Annotated in this window: 23 protein-coding genes; 15 read left to right on the top strand and 8 right to left on the bottom strand. The window is 60.4% G+C overall.

What is annotated here, in order from left to right; translation table 11 throughout:
• Positions 1–10: 10 nt before the first annotated feature.
• The 4 genes from K3754_RS08445 to K3754_RS08430 all read left to right on the top strand — a co-directional run bounded on the left by K3754_RS08445 (position 11) and on the right by K3754_RS08430 (position 5533).
• The gene (locus K3754_RS08445) at positions 11–1855 is read left to right on the top strand and encodes a peptidyl-prolyl cis-trans isomerase (RefSeq protein WP_259942825.1); all 1845 of its coding nucleotides are present in this window, start codon (positions 11–13) and stop codon (positions 1853–1855) included.
• A 12-nt stretch (positions 1856–1867) separates the two neighbouring features.
• A complete protein-coding gene (gene trpE / locus K3754_RS08440) occupies positions 1868–3379 on the top strand; it encodes an anthranilate synthase component I (protein ID WP_259942823.1) in 1512 nt (503 codons plus the stop codon).
• Positions 3380–3616: 237 nt separating this feature from the next.
• Complete coding sequence (locus K3754_RS08435; RefSeq protein ID WP_259942820.1) at positions 3617–4657, top strand: succinylglutamate desuccinylase/aspartoacylase family protein; 1041 nt, start codon at positions 3617–3619, stop codon at positions 4655–4657.
• 93 nt (positions 4658–4750) lie between these two features.
• The gene (locus K3754_RS08430; RefSeq protein WP_259942818.1) at positions 4751–5533 is read left to right on the top strand and encodes a methyltransferase domain-containing protein; all 783 of its coding nucleotides are present in this window, start codon (positions 4751–4753) and stop codon (positions 5531–5533) included.
• Between the two features lie 7 nt (positions 5534–5540).
• Here the strand turns inward: K3754_RS08430 and K3754_RS08425 are convergent, their stop codons facing one another.
• Positions 5541–7061 (bottom strand): divergent polysaccharide deacetylase family protein, encoded by a 1521-nt coding sequence (locus K3754_RS08425; RefSeq protein WP_259942816.1) that lies wholly within the window; start codon positions 7059–7061, stop codon positions 5541–5543.
• Between the two features lie 170 nt (positions 7062–7231).
• Here K3754_RS08425 and K3754_RS08420 point away from each other — a divergent pair, with 170 nt between their 5' ends.
• From K3754_RS08420 to lexA, 7 genes are all read left to right on the top strand, one after another.
• The gene (locus K3754_RS08420; protein ID WP_259942814.1) at positions 7232–7813 is read left to right on the top strand and encodes an aminodeoxychorismate/anthranilate synthase component II; all 582 of its coding nucleotides are present in this window, start codon (positions 7232–7234) and stop codon (positions 7811–7813) included.
• Complete coding sequence (trpD, locus tag K3754_RS08415; protein ID WP_259942812.1) at positions 7810–8826, top strand: anthranilate phosphoribosyltransferase; 1017 nt, start codon at positions 7810–7812, stop codon at positions 8824–8826. Before K3754_RS08420 ends, trpD begins: the two co-directional genes overlap by 4 nt.
• Positions 8823–9482 carry a uracil-DNA glycosylase gene (locus K3754_RS08410; RefSeq protein WP_259942811.1) on the top strand — a complete coding sequence of 220 codons (660 nt, stop codon included), beginning with the start codon at positions 8823–8825 and terminating at the stop codon, positions 9480–9482. The genes trpD and K3754_RS08410 overlap by 4 nt, the downstream gene beginning before the upstream one ends.
• A 10-nt stretch (positions 9483–9492) precedes the next feature.
• Positions 9493–10305: an indole-3-glycerol phosphate synthase TrpC gene (trpC, locus tag K3754_RS08405; RefSeq protein ID WP_259942809.1), complete on the top strand. Its 813-nt coding sequence runs from the start codon at positions 9493–9495 to the stop codon at positions 10303–10305.
• A complete protein-coding gene (gene moaC / locus K3754_RS08400; RefSeq protein WP_259942807.1) occupies positions 10305–10781 on the top strand; it encodes a cyclic pyranopterin monophosphate synthase MoaC in 477 nt (158 codons plus the stop codon). Before trpC ends, moaC begins: the two co-directional genes overlap by 1 nt.
• The gene (gene glp / locus K3754_RS08395; protein WP_259942805.1) at positions 10778–11950 is read left to right on the top strand and encodes a gephyrin-like molybdotransferase Glp; all 1173 of its coding nucleotides are present in this window, start codon (positions 10778–10780) and stop codon (positions 11948–11950) included. The genes moaC and glp overlap by 4 nt, the downstream gene beginning before the upstream one ends.
• A 111-nt stretch (positions 11951–12061) precedes the next feature.
• Positions 12062–12763 carry a transcriptional repressor LexA gene (lexA, locus tag K3754_RS08390; RefSeq protein ID WP_203211460.1) on the top strand — a complete coding sequence of 234 codons (702 nt, stop codon included), beginning with the start codon at positions 12062–12064 and terminating at the stop codon, positions 12761–12763.
• On the opposite strand, the gene K3754_RS08385 is transcribed toward lexA, so the two are convergent.
• Positions 12757–14811, bottom strand: a complete 2055-nt coding sequence (locus K3754_RS08385) for a ComEC/Rec2 family competence protein (protein ID WP_259942801.1) — start codon at positions 14809–14811, stop codon at positions 12757–12759. The two genes, lexA and K3754_RS08385, sit on opposite strands and share 7 nt — an antisense overlap.
• A gap of 124 nt (positions 14812–14935) precedes the next feature.
• On the opposite strand from K3754_RS08385, the gene gltX reads away from it, so the two are divergent.
• From gltX to K3754_RS08365, 4 genes are all read left to right on the top strand, one after another.
• Complete coding sequence (gltX, locus tag K3754_RS08380; protein ID WP_259942799.1) at positions 14936–16336, top strand: glutamate--tRNA ligase; 1401 nt, start codon at positions 14936–14938, stop codon at positions 16334–16336.
• Between the two features lie 113 nt (positions 16337–16449).
• Positions 16450–17745 (top strand): citrate synthase, encoded by a 1296-nt coding sequence (gene gltA / locus K3754_RS08375; protein ID WP_203211463.1) that lies wholly within the window; start codon positions 16450–16452, stop codon positions 17743–17745.
• Between the two features lie 370 nt (positions 17746–18115).
• Entirely contained in the window at positions 18116–18244 is a 129-nt protein-coding gene (locus K3754_RS08370) for a hypothetical protein (RefSeq protein WP_259942795.1), read from the top strand.
• The gene (locus K3754_RS08365) at positions 18241–18540 is read left to right on the top strand and encodes a hypothetical protein (protein ID WP_203211465.1); all 300 of its coding nucleotides are present in this window, start codon (positions 18241–18243) and stop codon (positions 18538–18540) included. Before K3754_RS08370 ends, K3754_RS08365 begins: the two co-directional genes overlap by 4 nt.
• A 39-nt stretch (positions 18541–18579) precedes the next feature.
• Here the strand turns inward: K3754_RS08365 and K3754_RS08360 are convergent, their stop codons facing one another.
• From K3754_RS08360 to ccmE, 6 genes are all read right to left on the bottom strand, one after another.
• Entirely contained in the window at positions 18580–19356 is a 777-nt protein-coding gene (locus K3754_RS08360; protein ID WP_259942793.1) for an enoyl-CoA hydratase-related protein, read from the bottom strand.
• Between the two features lie 73 nt (positions 19357–19429).
• A complete protein-coding gene (locus tag K3754_RS08355) occupies positions 19430–19882 on the bottom strand; it encodes a cytochrome c-type biogenesis protein (protein ID WP_203211467.1) in 453 nt (150 codons plus the stop codon).
• Positions 19879–21840 (bottom strand): heme lyase CcmF/NrfE family subunit, encoded by a 1962-nt coding sequence (locus K3754_RS08350; protein ID WP_203211468.1) that lies wholly within the window; start codon positions 21838–21840, stop codon positions 19879–19881. Before K3754_RS08350 ends, K3754_RS08355 begins: the two co-directional genes overlap by 4 nt.
• Positions 21841–21913: 73 nt before the next feature.
• Entirely contained in the window at positions 21914–22489 is a 576-nt protein-coding gene (locus K3754_RS08345) for a holin family protein (RefSeq protein WP_259942789.1), read from the bottom strand.
• The gene (locus K3754_RS08340; protein ID WP_203211470.1) at positions 22480–23091 is read right to left on the bottom strand and encodes a holin-associated N-acetylmuramidase; all 612 of its coding nucleotides are present in this window, start codon (positions 23089–23091) and stop codon (positions 22480–22482) included. The genes K3754_RS08345 and K3754_RS08340 overlap by 10 nt, the downstream gene beginning before the upstream one ends.
• Positions 23092–23162: 71 nt before the next feature.
• Positions 23163–23606, bottom strand: coding sequence for a cytochrome c maturation protein CcmE (gene ccmE, locus K3754_RS08335; protein ID WP_203211471.1), 444 nt, complete (start codon positions 23604–23606; stop codon positions 23163–23165).
• Positions 23607–23610 lie beyond the last annotated feature (4 nt).

The following is a 23610-nucleotide window of genomic DNA, read 5'->3' as shown; positions in this document are numbered from 1 at the left end:
GTGCGCTGACATGGCCAAAGGTTCTAGCCTTTCGAAAACTGCAATCTGGATCCTGATGGGTCTGCTGATGTTAGGCCTTGGCGGCTTTGGCGCGGTGAACCTCAGCGGCAATATCCGCTCAATCGGCACTGTCGGTGACAAGGCGATCCCCGTGGATGCCTATGCCCGCCAGATCCAGAACGAAATCCGCGCATTGGAACAGCAAACCGGACAGGCCCTGCCCTTTGCCCGCGCTCAGGAAATGGGTCTGGACCGCGCCGTGCTGCAACGTGTGGTGCGCAATCGCGCCCAGGACCACGAGACAGAACAGCTTGGCCTCTCTGTCGGCGATGAAACCCTGCGCGACGAGATCCTGCAGATCCCCGCGTTTCAGGGCGTAAACGGCGAATTTGACCGCGAAGGCTATCGATTTGCCTTGCAACAGGGCGGCATCAGCGAGGCAGAGTTTGAAACCTCCCTGCGCGAAGAGGCGGCCCGCACCTTGCTTCAGGGCGCGATTGTCGGCGGTGTGCAGATGCCCGACACCTATGCCAAGACCCTTGTCAGCTATCTGACCGAGACCCGCAGCTTTACCTGGTCGCAACTGGATCGCGATGATCTGGCCGCGCCGTTGCAAACTCCGGCAGATGACGTTCTGAAAACCTATTATGATGAGAATGTTGATCTGTTCATGCTGCCCGCCAGCAAACAGATTACCTATGTCACACTGTCGCCTGATGCGCTGATCGACGAGGTTGTCGTCCCCGAAGAGGAACTGCGCGCCGAATATGACGCCCGCGCCGATGAATACAATCAGCCCGAGCGACGCTTGGTCGAACGTTTGGTGTTCTCGGACAATGATGCCGCCGACAGCGCTGCCGCCATGCTTGAGGTCAGCGGCACCACGTTCAACGCCTTGGTCGAGGAACGCGGGCTTCAGCTCTCCGATGTGGATCTCGGCGATGTCAGCCGCCTTGAGCTTGATGCCGCCGGAGAGGCTGTCTTTGCCGCCGAAGTGGGTGCGGTGGTTGGCCCCCTGCCCAGCGATCTCGGCCCGGCCCTGTTCCGCGTAAACGCGGTTCTGCCCGCACAGAACACCAGCTTTGAAGAGGCCATGCCGGCCCTGCGTCAGGAATTGGCCCTGACCCGCGCTGTGCGTGCGGTAGAGGCCCGCGCACAGGATCTTGATGACCAACTGGCGGGCGGTGCAACGCTCGAACAACTGGCAGCAGAGACCGAAATGAGCCTTGGCACCATTGATTGGACCGAGGACAGCTCCGAGGGTATCGCCGCCTACGGCGAGTTCCGTCAATCCGCAGCGGCACTTGACGAGGGCGATTTCCCCAAGATCGAACAGCTTGAGGATGGCGGCATCTACGCCATGCGTCTCGACACCGCGCTGGACGCTCGACCTGAGCCGTTTGACAGCGCCCGTGATGCCGTACTGGAAAGCTGGCAAGCCCAGCAAACGGTCAATCTCCTGACGGCGCAGGCCACAACGCAGATCGCCACATTGGGCGGCGCGGCCTCCTTTGAAGCCGCCGGTCTGGATGCAACTGTCGAGACCGACCAGAACCGTAACGCCTTTATCGAAGGGGCACCTGCCGGTTTCATGGACGAGGTTTTCGCCATGAACATCGGCGATGTCGCGGTCCTGCCCGGTAAGGACACGGTGACCATTCTACGGCTCGACGATATCAACGCGGGATCGCAAGATGACGACCGCTCCAACGCGCTTGTTGCCCAGATCAGCGAGCAGTTGAACCAGACCCTCGCGCAGGATCTTTACGGGATCTTTGCCGACGAGGTCGTCAGCCGTGCAGGCCCGCAAATCGACCAACGCGCCTTGCAGGCCGTTCACGTCAACTTTCCCTAAGGCACTGAATACATGGCACTGACCCCGGAATTTGATGACTTTGCCAAGGCCTATTCCGCCGGACAAAATCAGATCGTCTATACCCGTCTGGCCGCGGATCTGGACACGCCTGTATCCTTGATGCTCAAGCTGACGGGCGCGGCAGAAAATGCCTTTGTGCTGGAATCCGTCACCGGCGGCGAAGTGCGCGGCCGCTATTCGATCATCGGCATGAAGCCCGATCTGATCTGGCGCTGCCGGGGCGAAACCTCCGCGATCAACCGCGCCGCCCGCTATGATGCGGAGGCCTTTGAAGATGTGCCGGGCGACCCTTTGGATGTGCTGCGCAGCGTGATTGCGGAATCCAAGATCGACCTGCCCGAAGATTTGCCGCAAGCGGCGGCGGGCCTGTTTGGCTATCTTGGCTATGACACCATCCGGTTGGTGGAACACCTGCCGAATGTGAACCCCGATCCGCTGGGCCTGCCCGATGCGCTGATGCTGCGCCCCTCTGTTATTGCGGTGCTCGACGGGGTCAAAGGTGAGGTCACCATTGTCTCTCCCGCCTGGGCTTCAGACGGACAATCGGCCCGCGCCGCTTATGCCCAAGCCGCCGAACGGGTGATGGATGCGGTGCGCGATCTGGAACGCGACATGCCCGGCGCCTCCCGCGATCTGGGCGATGCGGGCGAAGATGCTGCGCCTGTGTCCAACTTCACCCGTGAGGGGTACAAGGCCGCTGTTGAAAAAGCCCGCGAATACATCGTTGCGGGCGATATTTTCCAGGTGGTGCCAAGTCAACGCTGGGCCCAGGGGTTTACCCAGCCGCCATTTGCCCTTTATCGGTCCTTGCGGCGCACCAATCCGTCGCCGTTCATGTTCTACTTCAACTTCGGCGGCTTCCATGTGGTTGGCGCCTCGCCCGAGATCCTTGTGCGGGTCTTCGGCAACGAGGTGACGATCCGCCCCATCGCAGGCACACGCAAACGCGGTGAAACCCCAGAAGAAGATCGCGCATTGGAGGCCGAATTGCTGGCCGACGAAAAGGAACTGGCAGAACATCTGATGCTGCTGGATCTGGGCCGCAATGACGTGGGCCGGGTGGCCAAGATCGGCACCGTGCGCCCCACCGAAGAGTTCATCGTTGAGCGTTACAGCCATGTGATGCACATCGTTTCGAACGTGGTGGGAGAGCTGAAAGAAGGCTGTGATGCGCTTGATGCTTTCTTTGCCGGAATGCCAGCCGGCACGGTGTCCGGCGCACCCAAAGTCCGCGCGATGGAGATCATTGATGAGCTGGAGCCGGAAAAACGCGGCGTCTACGGCGGCGGTGTCGGATACTTCAGCGCGGGTGGTGATATGGACATGTGCATCGCCCTGCGCACCGCGGTGATCAAGGACGAAAAGCTGTATATCCAAGCAGGCGGCGGCGTGGTCTATGACAGCGACGCAGAGGCCGAATTCATGGAAACCGTACACAAATCCGGTGCCATTCGCCGCGCGGCTGCCGATGCGGCGCGCTTTGATGGCAAGGGGCGGAATTGATCGGTTTGACCGTCCGACCGCACCAATTGATGGGCCACCTGTTCGCGCCCGAACCCGAGGGCGGCTCTCAGTCTTGCAAAGGCTCTTTTGCAAGCATTTACGGTGCAAGGACTTTCTTGGGTCGGAAATTCGCACCCGCCCTGGGGGGGCGGGGTCGGGCGCGAACCGGATCGCCGGGCGATCCGGAGGCGTTTTTGATGCATTTCATTTTTTCTCCTGGGAACTAGGACGGACGACATGGCGACACGCGAAGACTTTTCGATTGGCAACATCTCCATCGCCCCAGGCACGTCGCAATCTGTCACCCTGCCCGTGTCGATCCTGCCCGATCACACGCCTGTCGGGTTGGCTGTACAGGTCCATCACGGCAAGCGCCCCGGCCCCACGATGTGCGTCAGTGCGGCTGTGCATGGCGATGAGGTGATCGGCGTTGAAATCGTGCGCCGCCTGTTGCGCGCACCGCAGCTCAAATCCCTGCGCGGCACGCTCTTGGTGGTTCCGGTGGTCAACTCCTACGGGTTTTTGTCCCGCTCACGTTATTTGCCCGACCGGCGCGATCTCAACCGGTGTTTTCCGGGCCACCCGTCCGGCTCACTGGGCGCCCGGCTGGCACATATCTTTCTAAATGAGGTGGTTCTGCGCTGCGATTTCGGAATTGATCTGCATTCGGCAGCAATCCACAGGACAAACTTGCCGCAGGTGCGGGTGTCTCCGGCAGACAAGGTGACCGCTGGCATGGCACTTGATTTTGGCGCTCCCGTGGTGCTGACCTCGCCCCTGCGGGATGGGTCGTTGCGGGCCGTAGCAGCCAAACACGGCACACCCATTTTGCTGTATGAGGCGGGCGAAGGGTTACGGTTTGACGAGATGGCCGTGCGGGCCGGTGTGGCCGGTATCCTGCGAGTGATGCGCGGGCGCGATATGTTGCCCGCGAAGGGCATCGCCAAGGCCAAGAGCGCACCGCATATCTGCACCTCTTCCACATGGCTGCGCGCCCCGGCGGGCGGGCTGCTGCGCACCTTCCGCGCCGAGGGGGAAACCGTGGCCAAAGGGGATGTGCTTGCCACGGTCTCTGATCCCTTTGGCGATGTGGAAGCCGATCTGGTCGCACCCTCCGCTGGCATCCTGATTGGCCGCGCGATCCTGCCGGTGGTGAATGAGGGCGATGCGGTGTTCCATCTGGCCCAGCTCAGCCCCCGCGCCAATGCCGATACGGTGGAGGATCTCGCCGAGCAGCTGGAAAGTGATCCCTTGTTTGACGAGGATGAAATTATCTAGCTGCGTCAGGCCACTGACCCAAAATTTTCGCAACGCTGCGCAGATCGCCATTTTTTGTTAAACTGTCGGAGCTTTCCCTGCCGGAGCCCCGAAATGCTGAAGTTTGACGCCGAAACCGCCAAGATCCTGGACAACGCCTATCAAGGGGCCGATTTCACGGCGCGGCGCTTGGTCTCCTACAACGCCTTGTCGCCAAACCCCGGCGAGACCCTCCTGGATATCGGATGCGGCAACGGTCTGCTGACACTGGATCTGGCCCGCGCCACAGGGCCAGAAGGCCGGGTCGTGGGCATTGATCCGAGCGCGGATATGCGCAAGGTCGCCGCAGCGCGATGCGCAGGGCAGCCCCATGTGACATTCCGTGACGGACTGGCCGGTGCGCTGCCGGTTGAGGATGGCGTGGCCGACGGCGCCGTGGCGTTGCAGGTTTTCGAATATGTTGATGACCTAGGCACCGCCATGCGGGATGCGATGCGATGTCTCAAGCCCGGCGGGCGGTTGGTGATCGGAGATCTTCACTTCGGCAGTTTCATCTGGCACAGCGAGAATCCCCCACGTATGGCACGGATGCGGGCCGCATGGGACCACCACTTTGTCCATGCTGACCTGCCGACCAAAATGCTGCCGCTGTTGAAAGAGGCCGGTCACCGCGTCGAAGCGGTTCACCCCTTCACCACCGCCGATCATTGCCTCAGGCCGGACGGGCTGGCCCGCATGATGATGCACCTTATGACCCGCTATGCCGTTGAAAACGGACATGTTTCACAGGATGAGGCAGACGATTGGTTCGCCGAACAAGAGGATCTGGCCCGCAGGGGACATTTCTTTTTCTCGCTCAGTCAGTTTGTGATCACCGCCCGCAAGACAGGCTCATAAGCCGCGTTTATTGTTCGCGGCTCAGCACAGCGGAAATGGGCGCCAACGCCACTTTGCCCGCGCGGTCCTGCAGCCCCCATAACAAGAGCGCCGAGATTGTATCCGCCCGCAACCGGCCCAGCATGATCACACCGCCGTCTTGGCCGGCGCGAAACGCCGCCTGATCCAGAAAACGCCGGATCACGGTGGCGGTCTGGCCCTTGCTGTCAAAATCGCGGAAGATCGGATCGGCAGCCACACCAGCCTTGCGGGCCAGTTTTGGCATTGTGTTCAAACCCTTGTCCTGTGTCACAAGCCCATGTCCTGTCTGGCCAAGGATCGCAGTGACCTGATCGGACAGTTCTTTGGAGCCTTGCACACCCGTGTCGGTACCTTCCAGCACAGCCACAGCGCCCGGCAAACCAGCCAACGCCGTGGCAAGCAGGGTCTCGGCGTCAACGGCGGTTGCCGCCTCGGGCAAATCCACCTCGATCAACACCTCCAACCCTTCGGACCGGTAAAGCGCGATCCGCTCGGCCGCGTCAGGGGCGTTTGCATTGACCGCAAAGCTGAGCGGATAGGGAAAACTGCGCAGCGCGGCTATGCCCGCCGCCCCGGTGACAGGCGCATTGCCGTCGTCAATCAGGACGATCGCCATCAAGGGTTTGCCTTCGGGGTTTTCAAAAGGCTCGGCGTTGATCTCAAGCGCGGGTCCGACCTCAGCCACGACCTCTGGCGCAGCCGGAGTGGTTCCCGCATCTACCAGCGCATCAGTGGCCGGTCCGCGATTGATCGTTACGCCGCTGTCCCGGTCTGTCAAAGAGATCGCAGGCTTGCCGATGCTGGGGCGGCCAGTGTTTTCATCATTCGTTTCGTTTTCTGCGGTCTGCGGCTGCGCAGGTTCCAACGCAGGTGCTGGCGCTTCGGGCTGGCTGGCGGTCTGCGGTGTTTCGGGTGCTTGATCCGCCTCGGTGTTGCCCGCCAAATCAGGTTTTACCGAATCCGCAGGCGCCTCGCCAATTTGCACGGGCGCTTGCACCGGCTCTTCGGCTTCAGGTGCCCTGGACAGAGCAGGATCGTCGCTTTGGGTGACAGGTTGTTGCGGCAGGCCGGGATCAGTGTTGATCGCCACATCATCGGTTTCGGGCGGCGCCATCGGGGCCAGGGCCTGCGGATTGGGCAGTACAGGCGCATCGGGCGCGATCGCCACACTGCCCGTATCATCGGTGCCTGCCGGGGCTTGCAAGCCATCCGCCGATCCGGTTTCGGGGCGCCCTGCGGAAGACTGTTCCTCTGCGCCTAAAGCCGCCTCGCTGTCGGGGGCAGGTGCCGTGGCTTGCGGCGCGGTGCCGACCGATGCCGGGGCACTGTCGGTGCTAGGCTGTGTGTCTGGCGCTGCAGGATCGGCCACGGGGGCATCCACCGCACCGGGGGCCATATCATCCACCACAGGTGATTGCGGCAATGGCATCATCACCGAGGCCACACCGGCCACGCCGACGCTCAATACGCCGCCCCAAAGCACACCGCTTAGAAATCCCCGTGCCATCGCGCACTCTCCTGCTCAAACGACCGCATGCTGTGCGGTCTCTGTCCTCATCTGGCTGCCCCGCTCTTGACGCCAGCGGACAAGCCTGAACATGTATGGCACCGTGTATACTCTGTCTCGGCAGCGTTACTCTAGCCCTAATGCCCGGCCCCAATACAAAGAGTTGTCCATTGTTGCTGCTTATCGATAACTACGACAGTTTCACCTATAATCTTGTGCATTATCTCGGCGCTTTGGGCGCGGATGTGCATGTGGTGCGCAATGACCAGATCACCGTGGACAAAGCCATGGCCATGAACCCTGCGGGGATCTTGCTGTCTCCCGGTCCATGTGACCCCGATCAGGCGGGCATCTGCCTTGACCTGACACGCGCGGCGGCAGAGGCGAAATTGCCTTTGCTGGGTGTCTGTCTTGGCCATCAGACACTGGGCCAGGCCTTTGGCGGCAAGGTGGTGCGGGCCAAAGACATCGTGCACGGCAAACTTGGCCAAATGCATCACAAAAACAAAGGCATGTTTGCAGGTCTGCCCAGCCCCTTTTCCGCGACGCGATATCATTCGCTGGTGGTGGATCGGGACAGCCTGCCAGACACGCTTGAAATCACCGCAGAATTGGAAGACGGCACAATCATGGGCCTGCAACACCGCAACCTGCCCCTGCACGGCGTGCAATTCCATCCTGAATCGATCCGTTCCGAACACGGGCATGCCATGCTCCAGAACTTCCTGAATGAAATGAAGGTGCCCGCATGAGTGACGCGCTTAAACCGCTGATTGATGCCGCCGCCAACGGCCCCCTGACACGCGCACAGGCTGGCGAAGCCTTCGAAATCCTGTTTGACGGCGAGGCCACGCCAAGCCAGATCGGCGGCTTTCTGATGGCGCTGCGCACGCGGGGCGAAACAGTGGATGAATATGCCGCCGCTGCAAGTGTCATGCGGGCCAAATGCCACGCGGTGGCAGCGCCAGAGGGCGCGATGGACATCGTCGGGACCGGCGGCGATGGTAAAGGCACGCTGAACATTTCCACCGCGACCGCCTTCGTCGTGGCGGGCGCGGGTGTGACGGTGGCAAAACACGGCAACCGCAACCTCAGCTCCAAGTCCGGCGCGGCTGACGCGCTGACCCAGATGGGTATCAACGTGATGGTCGGCCCCAAGGTGGTGGAACGCGAACTCGCGGGCGCTGGCATCGGCTTTATGATGGCACCGATGCACCACCCGGCGATTGCCCATGTGATGCCAACTCGGTCCGAATTGGGCACACGCACGATCTTTAACATTCTCGGCCCACTCACCAACCCCGCCAGTGTCAAACGCCAGTTGACCGGCGCCTATCGCCGCGATCTGATCCGCCCGATGGCGGAAACCCTGCAAGCCTTGGGCTCTGAAAAAGCATGGTTGGTACATGGATCGGACGGCACGGATGAGTTGACCATCACCGGGGTCAGCTGGGTCTCTGCCTTGGCGGATGGTGCGGTGACAGACTTTGAAATACATCCCGAAGAGGCCGGCCTGCCCGTGCATCCTTTCGAGGCCATCGTCGGCGGCACGCCAGAGGAGAATGCCCGTGATTTCAACGCATTGCTGGACGGTGAACAATCAGCCTACCGCGATGCGGTGCTGCTGAACTCCGCCGCGGCGCTGGTGGTGGCGGATGCCGCAACGGATCTGAAAACCGGGGCAGAAATGGCACGCACCAGTATCGATTCCGGTGCCGCCCGCGACCGCCTGACCAAATGCGCGGCCCTGTCGCAGGAAAAATGACCCCCCTTGATGTCAGTAATCTCGGGGCGTGGTCGGACCTGCCCTTTTTTGAGACAACATTGCCAAGGATCGAAGCCGCCCTTGCCGCCGAAGAGCGCCCCGTCTTTCCGCCAGCCAAGGCGGTCTTTAACGCCTTGGAACGCTGCCAGCCAGAAGACACCCGCGTCGTGATCCTTGGCCAGGATCCCTACCACACACCGGGCAAGGCCGATGGTCTGGCTTTCTCCATCCCCCAAGACTTTGGCGGGAGGCTCGACAGCCTTGGCAATATTTTCAAAGAGATAGAGACCGATCTTGGTCAGGTTCGCACCAGAACGGACTTGCAAGACTGGGCCGATCAGGGCGTTCTGCTGCTGAACACCGCGCTCACCGTGCCGCAGGGCGCGGCCAAGGCGCACGCCAAGCTGGGATGGTCAGTGCTGGTCCAAGAGGTCTTGGCCAAACTCGCCGATCGCCCCCGCGTGTATCTGCTTTGGGGCGGACCGGCGCAGAAGATCGGGCGCCACATCGACCCCCATCAGAATCTCAAGATCGAAACGGCCCATCCCTCACCCCTGTCTGTATATCGTGGATTTTTTGGCGCACGCCCCTTCAGCCGCAGCAATGCATGGTTGCAGGCCCGCGGCATGGGGGTCATAAACTGGGCCAACCCATGAGAAAGCTGCCATGACCGATACCATTCTCGACAAGATCAAAGCCTACAAGCTGGAAGAAGTTGCCGCCGACAAGGCCGCAAAACCCCTCAGCGAAGTTGAAGCCGAAGCGCAGGCCGCCAGCCCCGTGCGCCCCTTTTCAGAGGCACTCTTTGAGGCATCCCTGCAAGGCTATGGCCTGATCGCTGAAATCAAGAAAGCCAGCCCGTCCAAAGGCTTGATCCGCGCCGACTTCGACCCGGCCGCATTGGCGCAGGCCTATGCCGCAGGCGGCGCAACCTGTTTGTCGGTTCTGACCGACACGCCCAGTTTTCAAGGCGCCAAGGACTATCTGGTCGAGGCCCGCGCAGCCTGCGATCTGCCCGCGCTGCGAAAGGATTTCATGTATGACACCTATCAGGTTGCCGAAGCGCGGGCGCTGGGGGCAGATTGTATCCTGATCATCATGGCTTCCGTGTCTGATGCCCAAGCCGCCGAATTGGAGGATGCCGCGGCCCAATGGGGCATGGATGCACTGATCGAAGTGCATGACGCCGAAGAACTGGAGCGCGCCTCCCGTCTCAAAAGCCGCATGATCGGCATAAACAATCGCAATCTCAAGACTTTCGAGACCTCTCTTGATGTGACCCGCACCCTGTCCAAACAGGTGCCGGGGGACCGGATGATGGTCTCGGAATCGGGCTTGAACACACCCGAAGATCTGGCCGATATGGCCCGCTTTGGCGCCCGGGTGTTCCTGATCGGCGAAAGCCTGATGCGGCAAGAAGATGTTGAGATCGCCACCCGTGATCTGCTTGCCGATCCCCTGACCGCCGGAGGCATGTGATGGCCCTCACGCATTTTGACGCCAAGGGCGACGCCCATATGGTGGACGTCTCGGACAAGGACATCACATCACGCATCGCCGTGGCCGAGGGTCATATCAAGATGCAGCGCGAGACCTTTGAAATCATTACCGAAGGCCGTGCCAAGAAAGGCGACGTTCTCGGTGTCGCACGACTGGCCGGTATCATGGCGGCGAAACGCACCGCCGATCTGATCCCGCTGTGCCATCCTTTGCCGATCACCAAGGTCAGCGTCGATCTGGAGCCGGATGATAGCCTGCCCGGCATCCGCATCACCGCCACTGTCAAGACAACCGGCCAAACCGGCGTTGAAATGGAGGCGCTCACCGCCGCCTCCACGGCCGCGCTCACGGTTTATGACATGTCCAAAGCGGTCGATAAATCCATGGAGATCGGCGGTATTCGGGTCATGCTGAAAGACGGCGGGAAATCAGGGCGTTACGAGGCATCCGAATGATCCCTGTCGCCGAGGCGCTGCAACAACTTTTGGATCTGGCCTCACCTCTTGATGTCGAAGACGTGCCACTGCGCCAGGCCGCCGGACGGGTATTGGCCCGTGACGTGGTCGCGGCCCGAACACAGCCGCCTTTTGCCGCGTCCTCCATGGATGGCTATGCGCTGCGCCGCGCCGAGGTTGAACCCGACGCGATGTTCAAGGTCATTGGCGAGGCGGCGGCGGGCCATCGGTTCAAGGGCACGCTCAAAGCCGGACAAGCGGTGCGTATCTTTACCGGTGCCCCCATCCCCGAAGGCGCAGATTTTGTTGTTATTCAAGAGGATACAACGCGTCGCGGTGATCTGATCACATTGGGTCACAAGGTCGGAACCAAAGACAACATACGTCCGGCTGGTGGTGATTTTGCCAAGGGGCAAAAGGTCTCTGCCCCCCTGCTGTTGCGCCCTGCCGATATTGCCTTGCTGGCGGCCATGAACATTGCCCGCGTGCCGGTCGCCCGCAAACCCGTCGTTGCGATCCTCGCCACGGGGGATGAATTGGTGCAACCGGGCGAGACACCGGCCGAAGATCAGATTGTTGCCTCAAACAGTTATGGCCTGGCAGCCATGTTCGAAAGCAAAGGCGCTCAGGTTCGAATGCTGCCCGTGGCCCGCGACAATGCGGCCTCTCTCAAGCAGGCCTTTACGCTGGCCAAGGGTGCGGATCTGATTGTGACCATCGGTGGCGCTTCTGTTGGTGATCACGATCTGGTTGCGCCAGTTGCTGCCGAGATCGGAATGCAGCAAAGCTTTTACAAAGTGGCCATGCGCCCCGGCAAACCGCTGATGGCGGGCACCTTGGGCAATGCGGTTATGCTGGGCCTGCCGGGCAATCCGGTGTCTGCGATGGTCTGCGGTACGATCTTTGGGGTGCCGCTCCTGCGTAAGATGTTAGGGCTTGAGTCCGATCCCCTGCCGATGCAGGAGGCGCCGCTGGGCGTCGACCTGCCGCAAAACGGCCCTCGCGCCCATTACATGCGCGCCCATTTGCGCGATGGCGTACTTTTCCCGGATGACAGGCAAGACAGCTCTCTTCTGTCGGTACTGGCCACAGCAGATGCCTTGATGGTACGCCCCGTGGACGAGCCCCCCCGCAAAGCGGGCGATCGCGCAGAATACATCGCGATATAAGCAAGGCCTGTTGCCAGAACCGTCGCGAACAAACCAATTTTCGAAGAATTGTTGACACAAAACGGGAACATCACTAGAACAAAACAAAACCGATGTTCGAAGGGACCGCCCATGTTGACGAAAAAGCAACTCGATCTTCTGGCCTTTATTCACAAACGGGTGCAGCGCGATGGCGTGCCGCCCAGCTTTGATGAGATGAAGCTGGCGTTGGATCTGCGGTCGAAATCGGGCATTCACCGGCTGATCACAGCCCTTGAAGAGCGCGGATTCATCCGCCGTCTGGCACATCGCGCCCGTGCGATCGAGGTTGTCAAACTTCCAGAAAGCCTTGGCGGCACGCCGAATGCCGGGTTCACACCCAAGGTCATTGATGGCGATCGGCCCGATGGCCCGCCGCCAGCGACAGCCCTGCAAACGCACACGGCGCAGGCCGTCGATCTGCCCGTTATGGGCCGCATCGCGGCAGGTGTGCCGATTGAGGCGATCAACCAGATGACCCATTCCGTGGCTGTGCCGGGCGGTATGCTGTCGGGCAACGGACAGCACTATGCCCTTGAGGTCAAAGGCGATTCGATGATCGAGGCCGGCATCAACGATGGCGATGTGGTGGTGATCCGCGAAACCAATGTAGCCGATGATGGTGACATCGTCGTGGCCCTTGTCGAAGACAGCGAAGCGACGCTCAAACGTTTCAAACGCTCCGGCAGTTCCATCGCGCTTGAGGCTGCCAACCCCGCTTATGAAACGCGGGTATTGCCCTCTGACATGGTCAAGGTGCAGGGGCGGCTGGTCGGTCTGATCCGCACCTATTGAGGATCGCGCGGCGCTTTGGGCCAATTGGTCCAAAGCCGTTCGCCTGTGCGGGCGCGCGCGGTTGTGATTTGCCAGTCCCGCGCGCCCTTGCGCAGGGCCAATGCACCGGTTTTCCGCAATGCTGCAGGATCGAAAATCAGGCAGTCCGCACCCGCGATCCCGGGTGCATCCACGGACACCACGACAATCTGCTGCGCCGAACATCCCTTGAAGCTGGCCAGCGCCCGCTTGCCAGACAGATGCTGCACTGGGCCGTTTTTCCACCGGGCGGCGGCCTGATCCTGCCTTGCCCCATCGCCATCGTTCTCCAGCCAGATCTGTGCAACGAACCCTGCGCCTTTGGCCTTGCTCAACGCGCGGGCCTCCGGCCCCATCACCCCGACCAAGGTGCCCTGTTCGGCAATCAACACATCTGGCCGCTCCGCCCCCCGCCAAAGCAGCAGCGCCGCCGCCATCATCACCGGCCCGCCCCAGCGCAAGCGACCCTGCCAGAGCACCAGCACCAAAAACCCCGACGCCAGAACCGGCAGCACGGATGGCCCCGGCGCCACAACATAGCCCCGCGCGCCATCCAGCGTTGCCACCTGATGCGCCACCCAAAGGATCCATGACAACCCCCATCCCATTGGCCAAAGGCCCAATGCCTCCAGCCCGAAGGGCCATAATACCAGCGCCAAAACAGCCGCTGGGATCACCAGAACCCCCATCAACGGAACCGACAGAAGATTGGCCACCAATCCATAATGGGCGATGGTATTGAAATGTGCCGCCGCTATTGGCGCTGTGGCAAATCCTGCCACTGCCGAGGACAGAACCGTGGCCAGAACCACCCTGCCCCAGCGCGGCATCTGCGGCAGCGGCGCATCACGCAGCCAGCCGAAGACTGCAACCAGGGCCACGGTCGCGGCAAAGGACATCTGAAAGCCCGGCCCGGTCAGTGCCTCTGGCCGCAGCAGCAAAACAATCGTTGCAGCCACCGCCACCGCCCGCAGCGAAATCGCCCGCCGCCCGATCAACAACGCCCCAAGCGCCGTCCCTACCATGATAAACGCCCGTTCGGTTGCGACATTGCCGCCCGACAACGCCAGATACCCCGCCGCAGCAACCAGCGCACAAACCGCGGCAATTTTTTTGGTTGGCCAATAAAGCGCGGTATAGGGGATCGCACTCAGCAGAACGCGCAGGGCACCAAGAACCACCGCTGCAAGCAATCCCATGTGTAGGCCCGAGATTGCCAACAAATGCGCGAGATTGCTGGCCCGCAAATCCTCCAACGTACTGCGGGGGATGGCGCTGCGGTCTCCCGTGGTCAACGCCGCAGCAAAACCGCCGATCTCGCCGGGCAAGATGTTTCGAATATGGGCCGAGATGGCCATACGCGTGCGAAACAACATCAGATCCAGCGTGCCGTGCTCGGGCCACGCTGCCCCCATCAGCGGCACACGGGTATAGCCAACAGCACCGAGTTGGGCAAACCAGGCATGGCGCTGAAAATCAAAGCCGTCCGGCTCCACCGGGCCGGAGGGCGGCGACAAATGCGCCGTGGTCATCACCCGCAGTCCCGGTTCGGGGGTGATACCCTGGGTTTTGCTGTGCAAGGAGATCCGCACCCGCGCGGGGGTCCGCTCCGGCGGTACGCGTTCCAACTGCACACGGTCCAGCGTCAGGCGCAGGGCATCCGATTGACTGCGGTCCATAGCGATGATCCGGCCTTCAACCGCGCCGTAATACCGCCAGCCCAGAACCGGATTGGTTAAGCTATGTGCCCGCAGTCCGGCAACGGTGAACCCGGTCACAATCAGCGCCCCTGCGATGGCCAGTGGTGCCGCCGCCTCGGACAGGAACACCGCCAGCACCGCCAAGGCCACGGCCACCCCCACCAAGACAGGGTAAAGCACCAAGGCAGGCTCAAAACGCAGGCTGAAATAGCACCCGATGCCAATGGCGAGACAAACCGGCACCCAGCCCAGCATCATCCCGCGTTGCGCCAGCATCAACTGGCTCAACGCCGATTTTACCCAAATGGACAGCGCCGCGGCCCGCCCCATGCTTGCCCCCGTTCCCCGCACTGGATAGACAGACGGGAAATCTACGGCGCGGATGGTTAGCAAATGGTAAACACCAGCAGCCCCAGCCGCCGCGCCGCCTTATCCAGTTAAGAAAGACACTGTCATGTCCGCATCTGTTGTGACCCGTTTTGCCCCATCGCCCACCGGCTTTTTGCACATTGGCGGGGCACGCACCGCCCTGTTCAACTGGCTTTATGCCCGTGGTCGGGGCGGCAAATTCCTTTTGCGGATCGAGGATACGGACAGGGCGCGTTCTACCCCCGAAGCAACAGAGGCCATCTTGCAGGGCATGGCCTGGCTTGGCCTTGATCATGATGGTGAAATTGTCAGTCAGTTTGACAACGCCCCGCGCCACGCCGAAGTTGCGCTGGATCTGCTGGCACAAGGCAAGGCCTACAAATGCTTTGCCACCCAAGACGAGATCACCGCCTTCCGCGAGGCCGCCCGCGCCGAAGGGCGCAGCACTCTTTACCATTCACCTTGGCGCGATGCCGCCCCCGGAACCCACCCCGATGCGCCTTATGTGGTGCGCATCAAAGCGCCGCAAACCGGCGAAACCGTGATCCGCGATCAGGTGCAGGGCGATGTCACCATCCGAAACGATCAGCTGGACGACATGGTTCTGTTACGCTCTGACGGTACACCGGTCTATATGCTGGCCGTGGTGGTGGATGATCATGATATGGGCGTGACACATGTCGTGCGGGGCGACGACCACCTCAACAATGCCGCCCGGCAGATGATGATCTATGATGCGATGGGCTGGGACGTGCCGGTCTGGGCGCATATCCCGCTGATTCACGGGCCGGATGGCAAGAAACTGTCGAAACGTCACGGCGCATTGGGCGCGCAGGAATATCAGGCCATGGGCTATCCTGCCGCTGGCATGCGCAATTATCTGGCCCGTTTGGGCTGGAGCCATGGGGATGACGAGTTTTTTACCGATGCGCAGGCACAGGAATGGTTTGATCTGAGCGGTATCCGCAAAAGCCCCGCGCAGTTCGATCTCAAGAAGCTTGAGAACATCTGCGGTCAGCATATTGCGGTGACGGATGATGCTGCATTGCGGCGTGAAACCGAGGCTTATTTGCAAGCAGCAGGCGAACCGGCCTTTTCTGACGCCCAGTCATCCGCTTTTGAGGCTGCGCTTTATTGTCTCAAGGAGCGGGCCAAGACATTGCCGGAACTCGTTGAAAAGGCACACTTTGCCCTCACGTCCCGCCCCATTGAACCGGATGAGAAGGCTGCAAAAAACCTCGATACGGTATCCCGTGGTATACTGGCGGAATTGACGCCGCATCTGCAAAATGCTAGCTGGGACAGAGAAACGCTGGAAGAGGTTCTGAACGGCTTTGCCGCCGCGAAAGACACCAAGTTTGGCAAGTTGGCAGGGCCGCTCCGCGCGGCCCTTGCTGGGCGGGCCGTCACACCATCTGTCTTTGACATGATGCTTGTGTTGGGACGTGACGAAACCCTGGCCCGATTGACAGAGGCCTCTGCCTGAGAACTGGTTAACCGTTTCTCAAGGCGGGAGGGGATAACAGACAAGGCAGCCTTTTCGGGGGCTGGCCAAGACGGCGGTCACCTGTACCGCAAAAACATTCGGGAAGGGACCATATGACTGAAACAAAGAAATCCGCAACGCTGACAATTGATGGCAAAAGCTACGATTTGCCCATCTTTTCGCCAACGGCTGGTCCTGATGTGCTCGATATTCGCAAGCTGTATGCTCAGGCGGATGTCTTCACCTATGACCCCGGCTTTACCTCGACTGCGTCTTGCGACAGCACCATCACCTTTATTGATGGCGAGGAAGGCGTGCTGCTACACCGCGGCTATCCGATTGATCAACTGGCAGGCAAATCGCATTATCTCGAAGTGTGCTACCTGCTGCTCTATGGTGAGCTGCCCTCCCCCGCAGAGCTGGAAGATTTCGAATCCCGCGTGACCAACCACACCATGCTGCATGAACAGATGATGTATCTGTTCCGTGGCTTCCGCCGCGATGCGCATCCAATGGCCATCATGGTGGGTGTGGTGGGCGCGATGTCGGCATTTTATCACGACAGCACGGACATTTCTGATCCATGGCAGCGTGAGGTCGCCTCGATCCGCATGATCGCCAAGATGCCAACCATTGCCGCGATGGCCTATAAATACACCATCGGTCAGCCATTTGAGTATCCGCGCAACGATCTTGACTATGCGTCCAACTTCCTGCGCATGTGTTTTGCCGTTCCTGCACAGGACTATGAGGTAAACCCGATCCTGAGCCGCGCGATGGACCGTATCTTTACCCTGCACGCCGACCACGAGCAGAACGCATCGACTTCGACCGTGCGTTTGGCATCGTCCTCTGGCGCCAACCCCTTTGCCTGTATCGCGGCGGGCATTGCCTGTCTTTGGGGTCCGGCACATGGCGGCGCCAACCAGGCCTGTCTGGAAATGCTCAAGGAAATCGGCACGCCTGATCGCATTCCTGAATTCATCGCCCGCGCCAAGGACAAGAACGATCCATTCCGTCTGATGGGCTTTGGCCACCGCGTTTACAAAAACTTTGATCCACGGGCGACCGTGATGAAAGAAAGCGCGGACGAAGTGCTCGAACTGCTGGGTGTTGAAAACAATCCGGTGCTTCAGGTCGCCAAGGAGCTTGAGCGTCAGGCGCTGGAAGATCCGTATTTCGCGGAAAAGAAACTGTTCCCGAACGTCGATTTCTATTCCGGCATCATCCTGGAGGCCATGGGCTTCCCCACATCGATGTTCACCCCGATCTTTGCCTTGTCACGGACCGTGGGCTGGATTTCCCAGTGGAAAGAGATGATCGGCGATCCACAGAACAAGATCGGCCGTCCACGCCAGCTTTATCTCGGCGAGACCAGCCGCGACTATGTGGATATCGAAAACCGCTAAGTTCCGGATCCAGATCCAAACTGACAAACGCCCCGGTGTTTCCGGGGCGTTTTTCGTTCAACAGCCTGTTTCCAGATCAGAAACAATGAACCACAGCCAAGGCTGATGTCTACTCGCCCCTAAGCTGCAGATCCCGCCCTTAAGAACCCCTAAAGGTCAAATGCCCTTTGATTCGTTGACCAGATCAACCGATTCATCAGGGTTTTGCCGCCAATCCACCCGCCCAATTTTGACACTTTGTCTTGCTTTGGCGCTAAATGAGGCGCGGATGTGGCATTGTTTCTGGCGCTGTGACAATGCCCTGCTCAAACTTGACCGGACGCGCCCCGCCCCCCTATCGTCAGAGCAACGTAAATCAGGGTGCGATCTAATGATGGAAATTCTGGCGACATGCTGCGCCTTGCTGGTGTTAACAGGTATCGCGGTCCAGGCGGGCCGTCTTTGGGTCACAGCAGCGATCTGTGCCAAGGCGCAGAACGCACAAAGGAACATGCGATGAGCAAGAAAATGACGCATCGCCACCTGTGCTGGGACAGCGCGGCCAATATGATGCCCGTTGCCGCCGCAACAGAACCCTGCCCGCAAGGGGTACTGGTGCCAAATACGCAAGAAAACCATGACCAGATTGCCGTGGTCTATGACAAGGGCAATCCGCCGCCCGAGATTACCATCAAAGAGATTTCCGGCACCGTGCATACCGTGCTTGCCGATGGTGTGGCCGTTGCCGTTGTGGCGCGGGCCACCGGCCCTGCGCCCCGTGTGGATGAAGTGCTGTTGGTGGAGCGGAGCCTGTAGACCGGCCCAAGCATCCACCCCATCCGAACATGGACAGGATCAGCGGCCCTCGAACTTGGCCGCGCGTTTTTCGGTAAAGGCCAACACGCCCTCTTTGAAGTCACGCGATTTGCCGCAAACGCCCTGTTGTTGCGCCTCAAGCGTCAGCTGTTCTTCCAATGTGTTGTCCCAGCTGGCGCGGATCACCTCTTTGGCCGCCTGATAGGCCGCTGTTGGCCCTGCGCCCAGTTGTGCCGCCTTGCCGCGCCAGTGCGCGTCAAAGTCCGCATCCGGCACAGCCTCCCAGATCATGCCCCAATCATCGGCCTGACGGGCCGAGATCTTGTCTGCAAACAGCGCCGCTCCCATCGCTTTGGCCATGCCCATCTGGCGCGGCAGCGTATAGGTGCCACCCGCGTCAGGGATCAGGCCGATCCGTGTAAACGCCTGAAGGAAATAGGCCGATTCCGTTGCAAAAACCACATCCGCAGCCAGCGCGAGGTTCGCCCCCGCCCCGGCCGCAGCCCCGTTTACGGCAGCAATGGTCGGCACGGGGCAATTCACAATCGCCCGCAACATCGGAGCATATTCATCCCGAAGGGTGCGTTCGAGATCGACCGAAGCGCCGGACGCCCGATCCCCCAGATCCTGTCCGGAACAAAACGCCCGGCCCGCACCTGTGATAACAACCACCCGCGCATCCTTGCCGCCTTGCGTGACCGCATGGGCAATCTCGGCCCGCATCTGCGTGGTGAGCGCGTTCATCTTGTCTGGCCGGTTCATCGTGATCAGTGCCACGTTGTCCGAAACGTCATAGGTGATCGTTTGATAGTCCATATCGTCAGTCCTTGCTTACCGGCATTTGACGCAGGTTATCAAAGCCAGCGGGAGGGACCAGCGAAACCGCGCGTCAGCCCTTCAAAATATCATCCAGCCGCGCTTGTTCTTCCGCGTTCAGCGGGGTGTCGGCGGAGGCCACAGCTTTGGACCGGCCGCGCAGATAGATCATACCGGCCCCACCTGCAAAAAGCAGCATGAGCGGCCCCGCCCCCCAAAGCAGCCAATTGGCCCCTGTGTTGTCCGGCTTGAGCAGAACATATTCGCCATAACGGTCCACGATAAATGCGACCGCCTGCGCGTCCGTATCCCCCGCCACAAGCCGATCACGCAGCAAGATCCGCAAATCCCGCGCAAGGCTTGCATTGCTTTCGTCAATGCTCTCGTTGCGGCACACCAAACAGCGCAGCCCTTTGGACAGCTCACGCGCCCGCGCCTCAAGTGCGGGATCGTCCAGCACCTCATCAGGTTGGACCGCGGCCAAAGGGCTGGCCAGCAACATCAGGATCAGGGCGATGCGTTTCATTCGGCAGGCACCGCGCTGAACTTGCGGGCGCCAGCCGCCACACGGAACCGCCTGTCAGACAGGCTCAGCAATCCGCCAAGCGCCATGAGGGCACAGCCGATCCAGATCCAGTTGGTCATGGGTTTGATATAGGTCCGCACGGTCCAGCCGCCGTTGTCCTGCTGATCCCCGATCACCACATAGACATCGCGCAACAGATTGTAATCAATCGCGGCTTCGGTCGTGGGCATCTGCGCAACCGGGTAAAACCGTTTCTCCGGTGTCATTTTCGCGATCTCTGAACCGTCTTTGGCCAGTGTCACAAAACCGGTTGTCGAAAGGTAGTTCGGCCCGCGCAATTCCTGCACATCCGTCAGCGTCAGCGTGTAGCTGCCCACATCAAACGGCGTGTCGATCTGCGCCACGCGAATATCATCCACGGTCCACGCCGTCAGACCGGCGATGCCCGCCATCGTCACGCCCAGCCCGCCATGAGCCACCGCCTTGCCCCAGTCGGCACGCGGCAGACGCCACAAACGACCCAGCCGGTTCGCCCCTCGCCCGGTCCGTTGCATCAACTCCACCACAGTGCCAGACACCAGCCAAGCGCCAAGGAAAAGACCCATGGGCCCCAACATGCTGCGCCCGGTCTGCATCACGAAGGCCAGCCCCGCGACGGCCAAAGCCAACACAAAAACATAGCGCAGCGGCCACATTGCACGGGATATCCGCGCCCGTTTCCATGGCAAAACACTGCCCACCGGCAGGATCAGCCCAAGCGCCACCATGAAGGGTGTGAAAGCCGCATTGAAAAACGGCGGGCCGACGCTGAGCTTGCGGTCAAAGAACATCTCGGCCAACAGGGGCCACATTGTCCCGACAAAGACCACAAAGCAGGCAACCGCCAACAACAGGTTGTTCACCACCAGCGCGGATTCGCGGCTGACCAGACCAAAGACGCCCTTGGCCTCCATCGCGCCCGCCCGCAGGGTAAACAGCACCAGTGCCCCGCCCATAAAGAACGCCATGATTGCGAGGATGAACACCCCGCGTTCGGGATCATTCGCAAAAGCATGGACGGAGGTCAGCAGGCCGGAGCGCACGATAAACGTGCCAATCAGAGAGAAGCCAAAGGCCAGAATGGCCAACAGGATGGTCCAGCTTTTCAGGCTCTCGCGTTTTTCCACCACGATCGCCGAATGCAGCAGCGCCGCCGCCAAGAGCCATGGCATAAAGCTGGCGTTTTCAACAGGATCCCAAAACCAGAAGCCGCCCCAGCCCAGCTCATAATAGGCCCACCATGATCCCAATGCGATCCCGATGGTCAGGAAGATCCATGCCGCCAAGGTCCATGGCCGCACCCATCGCCCCCAGGCAGCATCCACGCGCCCTTCGATCAAGGCCGCCACGGCAAAGCTGAACGCCATGCTCAGCCCGACATAGCCGAGGTAAAGAAACGGCGGGTGAAACGCGAGACCGGGATCTTGCAACAGCGGGTTCAGATCCTGCCCGTCAAAGGGCGGCACCTCAAGGCGCAGAAACGGGTTGGAGGTAAAGATGATAAAGGCAAAGAACGCCACCGCGATGGCCGATTGCACGGCCAGAACCCGCGCCCGCAGGGTGGGCGGCAAACCACCGCCAAACCATGCCGCCATCGCGCCAAACAAGGTCACAATCAGCACCCAAAGCAGCATCGACCCTTCGTGGTTGCCCCATGTGCCGCTGATTTTATAGAGCATCGGCTTGGCCGAATGGCTGTTGGCGACCACCACGTTGAGCGAGAAATCAGAGACAACAAAGGCCCATGTCAAAGCGCCAAAAGACAGCGCCGTCAGCACGAATTGCGCCCCGGCGGCAGGTTCGGCGATGGCCATCCAACCCGGCCAGCGTTTGTGCGCCCCGATCAGCGGCACGATCATCTGAACAATCGCCACAGCAAAGGCGAGGATCAGGGCGAAATGTCCAAGTTCTGTTGTCATACCATGGTTATAGGGCGCAGGGTGCCCCCTTGCCATGGCCTTTTACATCACGTTTGAGCGCAAAGCGTCGCAGTCAGCGCCGCGTCGCCTGCCAAGCAATAAGTGCGGGGTTCTCCTGCGGCGCCAGACTGGCGTTTTCCAGCGCGGCATCGGTGCCGGTTTGGGCGGCCTGCCCATCATCAAATCTCAACTTTTCAATAGCTTGCACATTCTCGATCATCTGCGGCACGCGGATCATGCTGGCCGCGATGTCGCGTTGAAAATCTTGCGCTTTGACCTGATGACGCGCCCCGAAATAAAACGATACGATGACCCCTAGCAGCCACCAAAGTGGCTCTGGCACCAGTGCAATGCCTTGCATCCGTTCGGCGAACCACAGCGGGTGCACCATCGCCGAGATGAACAATCCCAGGGTGCCAAGCGCCAGCGCCGGACGCGGCAAGCGGTTCAAGCCGTCCATGAATCGATCAAACCGGCCCAAACGCGGTACGGCAAACTCTGCGCCCAGCTGGCTCATCGCTTGTTTCTGGATCTCGGCACTGCGCCCTGCGCCCGCCTCCGCGTTTTCGCGGAACACTTCTACCGTGTCGCGTAAGACATTGCGGTTGCTGCCAAAAATAAACCCGAAGATGCGTTCGATCATCCCCATGCCGCGGTCCTTTGTGCAAATTCTGCATCGCTGAGATGGTATTTGGGATCAATGAATTCTTCAGCCCGTTTGATCCAGCCGCCTTTCCCGCCAGCAATTGTTCGGGCATATTTGCGGCTGGCAGGTCGCCGGTCCGCAAGGCGGAAATAATAGTTGCGCCGTGCAATGCCGTATGCGTCCACCAGATGATCCGGCGCGGCTGACATCGCTTGTGCAGCGGCGGCAACGCTCTGCGGTCCAAGCGCCCCGTCCACCGCCACCACAAACCCCATATCGCAAAGCAGTCGTTGCAGGATTTTCACCGCATTGGCGCCCGCATTGACGTACATGTCAAAGACGCTCGCTTGTAGCGCCTCGGGCAAATCACCAATGCGCGGTCGTTTGAAATAGTGCTCAATGAAGATGTCCGTTGCCTGCGCGCGGCTCAGCCGCCGGACGTCTGCAGCGGTCACCCTGCCATCGCCTGTCAGGTCCACGCCAAGGCGGCGCATGGTGTGGATCGTGACGCCAAATTTGGTCGCGCCGCCGGGATCATCGGGGTCATTCACAAAGCCGCCTTCGCGGGCGACGATCTGTTTTGCAATTTCTCTGACCGTTTGCATCCGTCCCTCCCCGTTTGGTCGGCAAAGGGAAGGCCAGAATGGTTAATCACCCGTCAGGGCACCGCGCGGTCTTAACTGTCCGGCGCTTGATAGACACCTTGTTCCTTCAACGCGTCCACGACCTCTTTCGGCATATAGGTCTCGTCGTGTTTGGCAAGGATTTCAGTCGCTTCAAAGACACCGTTGATGTAACGGCCCGTGCCGACCATGCCCTGGTTTTCCTCAAACAAATCCGGCAGAACACCCGTGAATGTCACGGGTACGGTAGCGCCTCCATCTGTCACGCTGAAGCGGACAGTTTCACCATCGCCGCGCACCAGTGATCCCTCTTCAACCAGACCGCCAATGCGAAAAACTTCGCTTGCCACGGGCGGTTCCTCCATCACCTGGCTGGGCGAGCGGAAATAGTTGATGCCGTCCTGCAAGGCATAGCCGATCAGTGCCGTGGCGGCGATCAACGCCACCACCGCCACTGCAATCACCTGGATACGTCTTTGTTTTTTAAGGCTTTTCATATCA

The organism is Sulfitobacter sp. M368 (genome assembly GCF_025141875.1).
Classification (GTDB): domain Bacteria; phylum Pseudomonadota; class Alphaproteobacteria; order Rhodobacterales; family Rhodobacteraceae; genus Sulfitobacter; species Sulfitobacter mediterraneus_A.
The sequence above is the reverse complement of the archived record's forward strand: the minus strand, read 5'-3'. Positions and strand labels throughout refer to the sequence as shown.

What these genes read in the sequence shown, in the direction of transcription:
- lexA (WP_203211460.1), top strand. Translation starts at nt 12,062, where the DNA reads ATGTTGACGAAAAAGCAACTCGATCTTCTGGCCTTTATTCACAAACGG.
- K3754_RS08370 (WP_259942795.1), top strand. Translation starts at nt 18,116, where the DNA reads ATGATGGAAATTCTGGCGACATGCTGCGCCTTGCTGGTGTTAACAGGT.
- K3754_RS08340 (WP_203211470.1), bottom strand. Translation starts at nt 23,091, where the DNA reads ATGCAAACGGTCAGAGAAATTGCAAAACAGATCGTCGCCCGCGAAGGC.
- K3754_RS08385 (WP_259942801.1), bottom strand. Translation starts at nt 14,811, where the DNA reads ATGGGGCGGGCCGCGGCGCTGTCCATTTGGGTAAAATCGGCGTTGAGC.
- K3754_RS08445 (WP_259942825.1), top strand. Translation starts at nt 11, where the DNA reads ATGGCCAAAGGTTCTAGCCTTTCGAAAACTGCAATCTGGATCCTGATG.
- trpD (WP_259942812.1), top strand. Translation starts at nt 7,810, where the DNA reads ATGAGTGACGCGCTTAAACCGCTGATTGATGCCGCCGCCAACGGCCCC.
- glp (WP_259942805.1), top strand. Translation starts at nt 10,778, where the DNA reads ATGATCCCTGTCGCCGAGGCGCTGCAACAACTTTTGGATCTGGCCTCA.
- gltX (WP_259942799.1), top strand. Translation starts at nt 14,936, where the DNA reads ATGTCCGCATCTGTTGTGACCCGTTTTGCCCCATCGCCCACCGGCTTT.
- trpE (WP_259942823.1), top strand. Translation starts at nt 1,868, where the DNA reads ATGGCACTGACCCCGGAATTTGATGACTTTGCCAAGGCCTATTCCGCC.
- K3754_RS08360 (WP_259942793.1), bottom strand. Translation starts at nt 19,356, where the DNA reads ATGGACTATCAAACGATCACCTATGACGTTTCGGACAACGTGGCACTG.
- K3754_RS08430 (WP_259942818.1), top strand. Translation starts at nt 4,751, where the DNA reads ATGCTGAAGTTTGACGCCGAAACCGCCAAGATCCTGGACAACGCCTAT.
- K3754_RS08435 (WP_259942820.1), top strand. Translation starts at nt 3,617, where the DNA reads ATGGCGACACGCGAAGACTTTTCGATTGGCAACATCTCCATCGCCCCA.
- K3754_RS08425 (WP_259942816.1), bottom strand. Translation starts at nt 7,061, where the DNA reads ATGGCACGGGGATTTCTAAGCGGTGTGCTTTGGGGCGGCGTATTGAGC.
- K3754_RS08410 (WP_259942811.1), top strand. Translation starts at nt 8,823, where the DNA reads ATGACCCCCCTTGATGTCAGTAATCTCGGGGCGTGGTCGGACCTGCCC.
- trpC (WP_259942809.1), top strand. Translation starts at nt 9,493, where the DNA reads ATGACCGATACCATTCTCGACAAGATCAAAGCCTACAAGCTGGAAGAA.
- moaC (WP_259942807.1), top strand. Translation starts at nt 10,305, where the DNA reads ATGGCCCTCACGCATTTTGACGCCAAGGGCGACGCCCATATGGTGGAC.
- K3754_RS08345 (WP_259942789.1), bottom strand. Translation starts at nt 22,489, where the DNA reads ATGGGGATGATCGAACGCATCTTCGGGTTTATTTTTGGCAGCAACCGC.
- gltA (WP_203211463.1), top strand. Translation starts at nt 16,450, where the DNA reads ATGACTGAAACAAAGAAATCCGCAACGCTGACAATTGATGGCAAAAGC.
- ccmE (WP_203211471.1), bottom strand. Translation starts at nt 23,606, where the DNA reads ATGAAAAGCCTTAAAAAACAAAGACGTATCCAGGTGATTGCAGTGGCG.
- K3754_RS08365 (WP_203211465.1), top strand. Translation starts at nt 18,241, where the DNA reads ATGAGCAAGAAAATGACGCATCGCCACCTGTGCTGGGACAGCGCGGCC.
- K3754_RS08350 (WP_203211468.1), bottom strand. Translation starts at nt 21,840, where the DNA reads ATGACAACAGAACTTGGACATTTCGCCCTGATCCTCGCCTTTGCTGTG.
- K3754_RS08355 (WP_203211467.1), bottom strand. Translation starts at nt 19,882, where the DNA reads ATGAAACGCATCGCCCTGATCCTGATGTTGCTGGCCAGCCCTTTGGCC.